General features: G+C 62.6%; 7 protein-coding genes. 5 read left to right on the top strand and 2 right to left on the bottom strand.

What is annotated here, in order from left to right:
* The first annotated feature begins 38 nt into the window (after window positions 1-38).
* The 3 genes from CK218_RS01215 (at window position 39) to CK218_RS01205 (ending at window position 3,115) form a co-directional block, all read left to right on the top strand.
* On the top strand, window positions 39-932 hold the full coding sequence (locus CK218_RS01215) for a hypothetical protein (RefSeq protein ID WP_245434829.1): 894 nt from the start codon (window positions 39-41) through the stop codon (window positions 930-932).
* Between the two features lie 74 nt (window positions 933-1,006).
* Complete coding sequence (locus tag CK218_RS01210) at window positions 1,007-1,531, top strand: GNAT family N-acetyltransferase (protein ID WP_095826617.1); 525 nt, start codon at window positions 1,007-1,009, stop codon at window positions 1,529-1,531.
* A 198-nt stretch (window positions 1,532-1,729) separates the two neighbouring features.
* Entirely contained in the window at window positions 1,730-3,115 is a 1,386-nt protein-coding gene (locus tag CK218_RS01205; protein WP_095826616.1) for a hypothetical protein, read from the top strand.
* Between the two features lie 79 nt (window positions 3,116-3,194).
* Here the strand turns inward: CK218_RS01205 and CK218_RS01200 are convergent, their stop codons facing one another.
* Complete coding sequence (locus CK218_RS01200; RefSeq protein WP_095826615.1) at window positions 3,195-4,967, bottom strand: adenylate/guanylate cyclase domain-containing protein; 1,773 nt, start codon at window positions 4,965-4,967, stop codon at window positions 3,195-3,197.
* 243 nt (window positions 4,968-5,210) lie between these two features.
* Here CK218_RS01200 and CK218_RS01190 point away from each other — a divergent pair, with 243 nt between their 5' ends.
* Both CK218_RS01190 and CK218_RS01185 read left to right on the top strand, forming a co-directional pair.
* Window positions 5,211-8,513 (top strand): adenylate/guanylate cyclase domain-containing protein, encoded by a 3,303-nt coding sequence (locus tag CK218_RS01190; protein WP_143749590.1) that lies wholly within the window; start codon window positions 5,211-5,213, stop codon window positions 8,511-8,513.
* A gap of 19 nt (window positions 8,514-8,532) precedes the next feature.
* Complete coding sequence (locus CK218_RS01185; protein ID WP_095826613.1) at window positions 8,533-9,213, top strand: peroxiredoxin-like family protein; 681 nt, start codon at window positions 8,533-8,535, stop codon at window positions 9,211-9,213.
* A gap of 63 nt (window positions 9,214-9,276) precedes the next feature.
* Here the strand turns inward: CK218_RS01185 and CK218_RS01180 are convergent, their stop codons facing one another.
* On the bottom strand, window positions 9,277-12,174 hold the full coding sequence (locus CK218_RS01180; RefSeq protein WP_095826612.1) for a trifunctional glycosyltransferase/class I SAM-dependent methyltransferase/polysaccharide deacetylase: 2,898 nt from the start codon (window positions 12,172-12,174) through the stop codon (window positions 9,277-9,279).
* Window positions 12,175-12,217: the final 43 nt, after the last annotated feature.

Below are 12,217 nucleotides of genomic sequence, written 5' to 3'. Positions count from 1 at the left end.
CATTCGAATAGACAAGCCGGGCGATAGCTCAAGTCCGTTTGGCGGATTTCGCCGGCCGCAAGCGGCACTATGATGATCCATGGCCATTTATTTACGCGGGCTCTCCGATGCCGACATCCGACAATCCGCCGTTTCCCGCCACCCTGCGCCTCTTTTCCTTGGTGGTCATTATCGTCCTGGTCGTAGGCGCCGGCCTGTTCTTCGCGCCCGTGCTGGTCAAGCCGCGCTGGCCGTGGGCCGTCACCCCGTTCAATGCCCGCTTCCTTGGTGGCTTCTACACCGCCGAAATGGTCGTGATGGCGGCGCTGCTGTTCTGGAATCGCTGGTCGCCTGGCAGGCTCGTGCTCGTCATGGCGCTCATCTTCACCGTCATCGTGTCGGTGGCGTCGTTCATCAATCTCGGCTATTTCAACTTCGGGCGCAAAGCGCCCTGGCTCTGGTTTCTGGTCTATCTTGGTTCGGTCGCGGTATCCGGGCTGTTCTTGTGGCGGGCCAGGGCCCGTCCTTCTGCAAAAGGCGTGACCTTAAGGCCCGCATGGCGCCGCTACATGCCGGTGGAATCGGCAGTCCTTGGGCTCTATGGCGTCGGCCTGTTGCTGTTCCCCCTGACATTCGGCAGCTTCTGGCCATGGCCGGTCGATGGCTTCCACGCTCAGGTCTACAGCGCCATCTTCCTCGCGGGGGCGGGCGGCATATATGTCGTCTGGAGAAGCGCGCCGCGCGAGGAACTGCTGGTGCTGGGCTTGGCGCAGTTGCTGGTTGGCCTGCTTGCCATTGTTGGACTCGTCATCACCGACGCTGCCGTGCACCGGATCGACTGGGCGGCGATCGGGACATTGTGCTGGCTCGCCCTTTTCGGCTGGATCGGCATCAGCGGCGTCTTCAAAATCTGCGCCGCCACTCGGTATTTTAGGGCGCAATCGGCATCATAGGTTCTAGAGACAGCTGGATTTTCAGGTGACGTAGGGTGCATCGTACCGTGCCGATTGCCATCGCCGGGCACGTTATGACCAACACAACCTCGCCATCCCCCGAGAAAATCCAGCCGCAGCTCCGATCCGTTCGGCTAAGCGATGCGGAGGCGCTTTGCGCCATCTTCAACATGCCGGGCTTCCGCTGGGGCACGCTCAGGATGCCTTTCGAGATGGTGGAGCAGGTGGAGCGGCGCATCGCCAAGTCCGGCCAGGAAACCACCTGGATCGTTGCGGAGGTGGAGGGCAGGGTCGTCGGCCATGGCAGCCTGGTCGTGCAGGGCTCGCCGCGCCGTTCGCATATCGGCGAGATCAATATGGGTCTTGACGATGCCTTTGTCGGCAAAGGCATCGGCTCTGCCATACTTGGCGCGCTGCTCGACGTGGCCGACAACTGGCGCGCTCTGAAGCGGGTCGAATTGACCGTCTATGCCGACAACGAACCGGCCATGCGCCTCTACAAAAGCCACGGCTTCGAGGTCGAAGGTCGGCATGTGAAAGCCGGCTTTACCGACGGCCAGTACCACGACCTCCTCAGCATGGCCCGGCTGCGATTCTGAAATCCGCTGTTCGGTCATAACTGTTTAGCCGATCTACAAATCAAGCCGAGTTGGCGAACTGGTGGTTGCCGATGGAGAACTCTGTAGGATAATTTCATCTCACACCGTTCTGATCGAGTTGACGATCCATGTGTGGGCCGGCATCCAGGAAGTCTGGTCTCCCTTGCCGTTTGCACCGCGAGCCGCCAGACGGGACATATGACCGCCGTGGCTGACCCAATCCCTGCGCCTCCGGCGGAAATTCTGGCTGTGCTGTCGCTGCTCTGCCCGGAGGTCGTGCGTGACATCGAGCAGAACTGGAATGCACCGGTTTCCGATTATGCCCGCCATCTGTGGCGGCCGGTGGCAAGGCCTGCATCGGGCCCGGCGATCGCTGCCCGCTCGATCCTGCGCGACGTGCTGCATCAGCGTCTTGGTGCGATCATGCAGCCTGAAGAGGTCGGGAAGGCCCTCGACGAGTTCGAGCACAGACCGGTCATTCAGTCCGGCCTGCACTGTCTGCTTCTGATGGACCGGATCACCTTCGACGCCCTCCTGCTTGCCTGGCTCGGCGCGGTCGAAAGCGGGCTCTCGGCCTTCTTCTGCTTCATGGGAACGACGATGACCATGGAGACAATCGGCCGGGAGGGGCCCGGATGGCTCGATGTCGGCGACGACAAGGTCAACCTGTTTGGCATGGGACGCCACAAGCTTTGCCGCAAAAGCGCCTGCGCGGCCGGTCCCGTCTTCCTCAACAAACGCGCGCTCGAAGCGATGGGTGATGAAACGGATGCCAGCCGCTGGCTGGGCACACTGCTTGCCAGCCGCGACAAGAGGTTTGCAACCGCGGCCGACGCGGTCACAGCCCTCAACGAGGATCTGGTCGCCAATTGGGATGGTTCCGACATGGCCCGGCCGGTTTTCAACGATGATCGGCTGGCCGCGGCCGCCATGGCTCGGCATCTGGAATATGACGGCAGCCTTCTTTCCAGGCTGCTCTTTGAGCCCGCGAGGCGCCAGCGTCTCGAACGTGCCTTGCAAGAGACCGCAGCGAGCCCATTTGGCAGATTCCTGCCCAATGCCACAGCCTATTTCTGGGGCATCCGCGACGAGCGCGTGCGCAAGCTCGTCCTCGAGAACGGCCACCTGATCGAGCCCGACAGGCCGCATGGTCTTTCCATCCCGTTTGAGCGAGTACATCTCAAGCAGGCGCTACTGGAAGGCGTGCTGCTGCCGAACTTGTTCCTGACGTTCCTGGTTCTTGCCATACTGCCGCGCGTGCGGGTGGTGGGCGGCCTGAGACAGATTGGCTATGTGGCGCTTTTCCACTCGATCCTGCTGGCGGTGCTGGACGAGAACGCGCCGGAAGAGCGCGATCTGGCTCAGGAGCTGCAGGTTCGGGAAAATGCCTGGGGCGTGCGGGTCATCGATGAAAAGATTTCGGTCCGCGAGCAGCTTGCTGGCCTGCCGGAAGGGGCGCTCTTCCCGAATCTGTTGCGGCAGTATCGCTTGCAAACACTTGCCGAGACGACCGACGACCTGAAACTGGTTCGAGAAGACGCCCGATGGCGCAAGGTCGGCCAGGCAGAGATCAAGGCGACCTGAGGTTCGCATCAGGTTTTATTCGCGGAGAGTCCATCGCGATCGGCCGCAGTTCAGGGCCTGCCTGACATGGCCTCACCTGTCATTGCACGATACCGGCCTTGCGGAGCCCGTCGACGATGAGTTCGAAATCGGCAGGGTTCTTGTAGGGCAAGACCTTGCGTCGGTAGTCCAGCGAATAGTCGGGATTGACGCGAAGCACCTCCTGCCATGCCTCGCGGGCCTCGGCGAAACGGCCCAGATGGCCGTAGCTGGCGGCCAGAAGCGCGCGCGAGACATCGGTGACAGCGTTGCGAGCCAGCCGTTGCAGCAAGAGGTCAACGGCCTCTTCGTACCTTCCGAGTTGAAACGATGCCAAAGCCTGGAAATGCAGAAGCACATCCGGAAAGTATGGATTCAAGGTCTTGCCCCGGGCGTAACTCTCGAGCGCCTCTTCGGATCTGCCCGAATAGTGCAGCGCCTCGCCGAGGATCACGTGCCCTTCGGCGAAGTTCGGGTTGAGAGCTATCGCGTGCTCGGCCTCGTCGATGGCCTCATCGTGCCGTCGTGTATACAGCTTCACGATAGCCAGTGCCCAGTGCGCCCAGGGATCGCTGTCATCCAGCGTTACCGCTCGCGTTGCAGCCTCTTCCGCTTGCGCCATCGATTCCGGCGGCGACGCACTCCACCTGTTCAGGTAATCGAGCCCGTGCGTGAGGGCGAGGAAGGCGTGGGCAGAGGCAAACTTCGGGTCCAGTTCGATCGCACGTTGCAAGAGGTCGCGGGCTGCGACGTTCGTCTCCTTCGTCAGCCGGTGCCACAGCTCCCGGCCCCGCATGAAATAGTCATACGCCTGCGTGTTGCGCGCATACTCGGGCGCCAGCCGCTGACGGTCGCCTTCGGTGAGATTGAGCGCCAACGCTCCGACGATCTGCTGCGTCACGTCGTCCTGCACGGCGAATATATCGGTCAGGTCCCGATCGAACCGCTCCGCCCAAAGATGGCCCCCCGAGGCTGCATCGATGAGCTGCGCGGTGATGCGCACCCTGTTCCCCGACTTGCGTACGCTGCCCTCGAGTACATGCCGCACGCCGAGCTTCGAGCCCACCTCCTGCACATGGACGTTCTGCCCCTTGAAGGTGAACGACGAATTGCGTGCGATGACGAAGAGCTGCGACAGTTTGGACAGCGCCGTGATGATGTCCTCAGAAATGCCGTCGGCGAAGTAATCCTGTTCGGCGTCACCGCTCATGTTGGCGAACGGCAGGACGGCGATCGACAGTTTCGGCGGCGCTGCCGTCGCGGGCCGGCTCGCCGCGGTTTCCGGGGTCGCGGCCGCCTTGGTCCCGGCGCTGCCGACTTGCAGCGAATAGACCCGGATCGGCTCGGCGATGTTCTTGAGTTGTGTGCTGCCGAGATCGCTGACCGAGAGGTCGAGCCGCGCCTTGACCTGGCGATAGGCATCCTCGGACAGGCAGATGGCGCCGGGCGCCGCGACGCCCTCTAAACGCGAGGCGATGTTGACGCCGTCGCCCATCAGGTCGCCGTCGCACTCTTCGACCACATCGCCCAGATGGATGCCGATCCTGAACTCGATGCGGCGGTCCTGCGGCACGCCGGCATTGCGCTCGACCATGCCGTTCTGAACCTCAATGGCGCAGCGCACGGCATCCACCACGCTGCGGAACTCGACCAGCGCTCCATCCCCCGTGCGCTTGATCACCCGCCCGTTGTGCACTGCGATGATTGGATCAATCAGGTCGCTGCGCAGTGCCCGCAACCTCGCCAAAGTACGATCTTCGTCCTCGCTCGCGAGCCGGCTGTATCCAACCACATCTGCAGCGAGGATTGCGGCCAGCTTCCGGTTTTCGCTCATGGGCACGTGTCCTCGGCTCCATAATAGCAGGAAGGCGGAGGCTAAGAGGGAATTTTCGTGGACGACGGCTACGCAGACGCGCGAGTCGGCAGCGCTCTGCCACCGGGCCTGGACCGATCGCTCGATGCCCCATTTGCGCTGCCGCTTGCTGGCCGACGACTATCGGTTCATTCTTGTCTGAATACCCGGCCGTGAAGTGCGTGGCGAGATCACGCCGTCATGGCTCCAGTGAGGTCTTGCTCGATGGACTGCTCGGGCTGCGGTTTCGAGGTTGAGGGCGGTTTCGCTTTCTGTCCGAAGTGTGGCAGGCGCCAGCCCGTGCCATGCGCCAACTGCGGCTACCTGTGCGCACCCGATTTCGAGTTCTGTCCGAAATGTGGGGCAAGCGTCGGTGCGACTGTAAAAGCCGTCGAACGGCCTGCTCCGACATCAAGCCGGACCATTGTGCCGCCTTCTCGAACTCCGTCGCTGCTCGCGAACATCGAAAGCGAAGATGATGGGTTGCATCCCGTCTCTGAAGCCGATCGCAGGACGGTGACGGTCCTGTTCGCCGACCTTTGCGGCTTCACGACACTCAGCGAGCAGCTCGACCCCGAGGTGATGCAAGCGCTGCAGAACCAACTGTTCAAGGAATTGACGGCAGCCGTGCGAAACTTTGGCGGTTTCGTCGACAAATTCATCGGCGATGCATTGCTTGCCTTGTTCGGTGCGCCGGTCGCGCATGAGGACGATCCGGAACGTGCGCTTCGCGCCGCTCTCGACATGATGGCCCGGACGACGCGGCTCGGCGAAAGCGCTCCCCACTCCGGCTCGCCTCTGTTGCTCCACATCGGCATAAACACTGGTCCGGTCGTCACTGGCGGATTGGGCATCGGCACCGCCAAATCCTATTCGGTGACCGGCGACACAGTGAATACGGCGCAACGCTTGCAATCGCTGGCCGCACCGGGTGAGGTTCTGGTAGGCGAACTCACTCACAGGCTGACCCGGCATGCCTTCTCTTTTGAGCCGCTGGGTGATGTTGTGCTTCGCGGCAAAGCAGGCAGTGTGCTCGTCCATCGACTGGACGCACCGCTTGCGTTGCCGCGCGCAGCGCGTGGGCTCGAGGCGCTCGGCCTCAGCGCGCCGATCATAGGTCGTGGTGCGGAGCTCCATAGAATGCTGGCCAGCCTTGACCAGGCGTGCGGCGGCTCGGCCCAACTTGTTCGCCTCGTCGGAGAAGCCGGTATCGGGAAATCGCGGCTGGTGAAGGAGTTTGTCGCCCGCGTCGGCGACGAGGATCGTTTTCGCAACGTCGCCGTGCGGCAGGCCACATGCTCCCCGCTGGGCGAACAATCCTTTGGCGCCTTGGGCGCAGTGGTGCGCAGCGCTGCCGGGATGATGCAAAGCGATAATGGGGACGAAATGCGGGCGAAGCTCGCAGGCTTGCTGACCGACCTCGGCCTGCAGGGCGAGGAGGCGAAGCGGCTGATGCCTTTGCTCTACCATGTGCTTGGCCTTGGCGACCCCGATGCCACCTTGCAGCATGTCGAGCCCGAGCAGCTGCGGAGGCAAATTCTCTACGCAGTCCGCACGATCATCGAACGGCGGCTTGCGTTGTCGCCGCTGTTGATTGTCGTCGAAGATCTGCACTGGGCCGACGCCGTGTCGCTCGAGGCGCTGCGTTTCGTGATGGACAGGTTGGAACGCACGCGGTTGATGTTGCTGGTCACGCATCGTCCGGCGCCGGACAACGACCAGCTCGACTCAAGCCGGGTCAGTCACACAGCGCTCAGGCTTTCGCCGCTCAACACTGATGACGGACGCGGGCTGCTGGCGGCGCTGTTCGGTGAGAGCTGGGTAAAGTCCGCAGGCAGGCTTGTCGACCAGATCCTCGAGCGCGCCGGCGGCAACCCGCTTTTTATAGAGGAGATCGTTCGCGGCCTGATCGATCGCGGTGTGCTGATGCGCGAGGGCCAGCGATGGCGGACTGCGGCAGGCGAAGTCGCAACCGGCATTCCCGCCACTATCCAGGCAATGCTGCTTGCCCGGGTCGACCGGCTGCCCCAGGAGGTGCGCCGGTTGGCCCAGGAAGCCGCGGTGATCGGCCCGCGCTTCGATGCCACACTTTTGAAAGCCGTGACAGCCGAACCCGGCCGCTTGGAAGCCGGCTGCGAACTGCTTTGCGATGCCGAAATCATCGAGGAGGTCGCCGGATCAGGCTCGATCTCGTCGCCAAGCTACCGCTTTACGCAAACGTTGCTGCAGGACGTGATCTACCAGAATCTGCTGTTGCAACGCCGGACCGATATCCACGGGCGGGTCGGTGCCGCCTTGGAGCAGCTGTGTGGCGACAAGCCGGAACGGCTCGAGGATTTGACCGTGCTCGGTCATCATTTCGCGCAGAGCGCGGAGCGGGAGAAAGGCGCGCATTACTTGCAGGCGGCGGGCGATCGCGCTCGCATGATATACGCCAACGACGACGCCCTTCGTTTCTACGAGCGAGCGTTGACTGCGTTGAGCGCGATCGGGCAAACGCCGCTCAAACTGGCAATCGCGGAGCGCATTGCCGATTTGAGCGGCCCGGTAGGCCGCCGCGAAGTCGCGCACCAACACTACGAAACGGTGCTGCAGGCATATCGGGAGTCAGGCAATCGCGTCGCGTCGGCACGAGTTTTGCGCAAGATCGGTCGGCTGCTCTGGGACGTCGGCAAGCGGGACAACGCAGAATCCCGCTATGCGGAAGCCGCAGCGCTACTCGAAGGAGCGGATGCCCCGATCGAGCAGGCGCAGCTGTGGCAAGAACGTGGCCGACAGGCGTTCCGTAGCGGAGATCACGCTCGCGCAGCAAAATGGGCAGACGCGGCGCTGGATGGCGTACGCGCTCTGACAGCGGAGCATGTCTCCGAGGAAGGGCGTGACGCCACTCTTGTGACCGCCGAGGCACTCAATACCAAGGCTGTCGCGCTGGCTCGCCTTGGGCGAAATCTTGAAGCGGTGCGCCAGATCGAGCGTAGCATTGAATTGGCCGAAGCCGCCGGCCTGCTGGGCGCGGCCTGCCGCGGCTACACCAATCTCGGCGTGCTTTACACGACCATCGATCCGGCACAGGCCATAAAGGTCTGTCGGCGCGGTCTTGAAGTGGCGCGCCATATTGGTGATTTGGGTTTTCAGGCGCGCCTCCTCGCGAACCTGGCGGTTGCTTGTTGTACTTTCACGGATCGCTGCCCAACGGAGGGCGTGCCTGCTGCCGAGAAGGCCATCGAGATCGACCGGGCACTCGACCAGCGCGAGCATCTGCCGGTGCCGTTGATCGTGCTTGCGCAGATCCACCAGTGCAACGGTCGTCCGGAACTGGCGGTTGGCTTGTTCCACGAAGCACTGGACGTAGCGCGCGAAACGAGTGAACCCCAACTGCTGTTTCCGTGCTATGATGGTCTGGCAACGCTTAATCTCGACCTCGACAATTTGGCCGAGGCCGAACGCTACTTTTCCCTGGCGCAGGGTATATGCGCCCAGCACGGGCTAGACCCGGAAGCGCTTGTGGTGCTGCCTTTTCTCGACTAGCCGGGTGGGAGGTTGAACAATGTCCGCGCGTATTGACTTGGTACCGCTTCAACCGGGCGATCGTGCGCCGAACGTGGTGCTCGACGCCATAACCCAGGAAGGCAAGATCGCGCTTGACGACTTCCGCGGACAAAAACCGGTGCTGGTTGGCCTTTTTCGAGGTCTGCATTGTGCGTTTTGCCGACGCCATATCGCCGCCCAGGCGCGGCTTGATCCGGAACTGCGCGAAAAGGGGGTGGAAAGCCTGACGGTGGTCAACACGCCGATCGAACGGGCGCGTCTCTATTTCCGCTACCACCCGATGCCGAATCTGCTTGCGGCTTCCGACCCTGAACGCGCTTCGCATCGTGCTTTTGGACTGCCCAATCTCGAATTCACCCAGGACGACACGAACTGGCCGTACAAGGTCTCGATGGCAGCGGCAAAGGATATGCGGATCGACATACCAGGCGAGTTGCCCGCTCCCATGGATCCTTTTGCGGCCAGCGAATTCCTCGACAAGAAGGACCAATACGAAGTGACCGAGGCCGACCAGCAGATGATGGCAACGGGACACGGACAACTGATCGGTCAATTCCTGCTGGACCGGCAGGGGGTGGTCCGCTGGAGCTTCACGGAGGTTCCAGAGGGTGGGCGATACATGTTTGGGGCGCCAAACCCGCAGGAGCTGATGTCAGCCGTATCCCAGGTCGTTCAATAGACTTGCGAACAAGGTAGTCGGGCGGGACACCGATAAAAAAGCAGAACCCGGTTTGTTCACCGTTCATCCGAGCACGGCCTCGACACGCGCAACAAAGTCTTCGAGCGAGCGATCCCCGCGAACCTCGATGCGCGGAAGGTCGATGGGATCGCAATCGAGATCCGCCGGCCCGTGTTTGCCGCCGAAGCCGATCCGATAGCCGCACTCCCTGGCCAGCCGGCCAAGCCGTCGGTCGGTGACAGAGAAGGGTGCCGCGAACGCCGTGGTTGGCCGCCCGGTCCACCGTTCGACGAACATGCGAGAGCGCAGGAGCTCGGCGGCCAAATCAGAACTCGACAGACCATCGATCGCGCGATGCGTCGCCAGATGGCTTCCGAAGAACGCACCTTCGCCGGCGAGACGTCGCACCGTCCCAGCGTCCATAAGCTGCGTCGGCGGACCGCTGTCGATGTCCCACCGTGCACTTTCCCCTACCAAGTCCGTTACCAGGAACACTTCCGCGGTCAGGTCGTTCGCGCGCAAGATCGGCCAAGCATGGTCGGCAAAATTCTGGAAGCCGTCATCGAAGGTGATGAGCACCGGGCGGCCAGCGAAAGGTTCACGGTTGGCGATGGACCATCCCAGTTGCTCGGACGTGATGGCGTGAAAGCCATTGGCGCGCAGCCATGCCATCTCTCGGTCGAATGCGGCGGGCGTGAGCCGAAAACGGGCGAGCGCGGCTGGACCATCATCGGCGATGCCGTGGTACATGAGGACAGGGACATGCTGCCGCCGCTCGCTGCGCGCGACGTCGCGGCGCAAGGCCCGTGCCCCGCCCCAGACGATATTTCGCGCGACTCCAACACCGATGGGCGCGTGGATTGGCACATGATCAATCACCGGGTCCGTCGCCACGCCGTCCGGTGACAGGCGGCGGAAGCGGTCTATGCGATAGAGCTCGGTCTGGATCGACCGCTCGAGGACGAGGCCTTCGGTCGCCGCCAGCGTCTCCGAGATCGCTTGTGCGCCGAATGTGTTCCAGTCGAAGCCCGTCCTCTCAACATTGTCTCGGAGCACGAATGCGTGTGCGCTGACGACACTCCCGCCAGGCGTCAACGCCTCAACAAATTTCTTGGCGATGCGCCGCAACTCAGCGAGATCGTCCAGGTAGTAGAGCACTTCCGAACAGACGATCAGATCCATCTTGCCCGGAAGCGTTTCCGCGGAGAAATCCAGTACGCCGAAGTCGACATTCGGCTGATCGCTGCATCGCGCGCGCGCCCGCTCGACGGCTACGCTGGAGATGTCAGTTGCGGTCAAATGGCCGACACGCGGCGCCAGCTGCCGCGTGAAGTGGCCCTCCGCGCAGGCCAGCTCAAGCGCCCGTCCGATGAGACCGGCAGGCAGAATTTCGAGCTGCCGCTCATACTTTTCCTGCTCATAGGGCGAACGATAGTTCCAGGGATCCTCGGTCGCGAAACGGCGATTCCAGAACGACGTGCGATCAGTACCGTTGTCATCCGCGGCCGGTTTAGGGCGCGGTGCCGCAAATGGCGCTGCAGGTTCGGCGCTCGACCGAACCAGTTCCTGCGCTTTCGCGGCCAATCGCGCCAGCTTGCCGAAGTGGCTGTCCGGATCGGACGGAGGCTCCGCCATGGACAACGATGCCCCGGCTTCAGACATGTTTGACTTGTCGGCAACGCCGCTCTGCGAGGCCAACTCGATCCAATGGCTCCTTGTCACTTTCCCAAGCGCGCCGAACTGCACGCGAGCCTCGATCCGGCCGGCCATCATCAGATAGGCATAAATTCGATCGATTCCTTCCGGAAGTTCGGTGGAGGCCGGATTTCCGGCGTCGACGCGAATTCCGAGTGTCCGCGCCAATCTGCGCGGCGCGGCGAGATCGTCGGAGTCGAGAAGCATTTGCTCAAGGTGATACTGGACGCGGCGACCCGCTGCGGGATCGTCCCAGACCCTGCCGAGTTCGACGATCAACTCGGTGAGGGGGCCACCGAACCTGTCCCACCTGGCAGCCAATTGCGCTGGCACCGACAGGCTTCCTACCATAAGGCCATCGAAGACCACCCTGGCGATCTCACGCGCCCATTTGCGTGCTGCCGGGACCGCGCGCAGGGACTGCGCGTCGATTGAGCAGGCGCCGCGGCCGCAATCCGACGCGGCGTTCCACAGCTCGAACCACGCGAGTGCTTCGGCAGCGGAGCAGCCGTTCGCGTCGATCGCTCCATTGGCGTGAACCGATGCCGGGTGTTCGACCCTGGGATCAGGAGAAAAGCCGCGGACGATCACGATTGCCGCATCTGCCAGCATCTGCGTCGAATTGCAGGAGAGCGAGTTGGGGCTGACCCGATGGAAAGCGAGAGGCTCGTCGACCATCACCCAACGTTTGCCCAGACGTGCGAGACGCTGCCACAGGTCCCAGTCCTCGCAGGTGCGCAGCGACACATCGAAACCGCCCAACTCGACAATTGTCTTCCGATCGACCAGCAGCGCGTGAGTGCGAATGGCGCGCCGGCGCGCGAAAGTTTCGAAGGGCTCGATCGCAACCTCTGTTGAGATGCTCGACGGGGTCAGTTCGCCGTCGGGCATCACGCGCCGAGAACCGCAATAGGCGGCCACCGCATCGGGAGCGGTTTTCAGAGCGGTCAGCATTTTTGCAAGGAAGCTGGCATCCACCCAATCGTCCGCATCCAGAAACATGAGCCATTGGCCGCGCGCGACCGAAATCCCGCTGTTGCGCGCACCGGCGGCGCTATACGCGCAAGAGCTCAACGTGCGAAATCGGGCATCGTGCTCAACATAACCGGCGATGATCGCGGGGGTGCGATCCGTAGAGGCGTCATCGACGATGATCGCCTCCCAATCCGCTATATCCTGATCGAGAAGGCAATCGAGTGCGCGCCCCAGCGTTGCCTCGGCGTTGTGCGCAGGAACCACGATTGAAACCAGAGGATTATGCGCCACGCCGTCTTACCCGCGCCTGCTTCGAAGGTAGAACAAAAGTCCC

It is taken from the genome of Mesorhizobium sp. WSM3879 (genome assembly GCF_002294915.1).
In the GTDB taxonomy this organism is placed as follows: Bacteria; Pseudomonadota; Alphaproteobacteria; order Rhizobiales; family Rhizobiaceae; genus Mesorhizobium.
The sequence above is the reverse complement of the archived record's forward strand: the minus strand, read 5'-3'. Positions and strand labels throughout refer to the sequence as shown.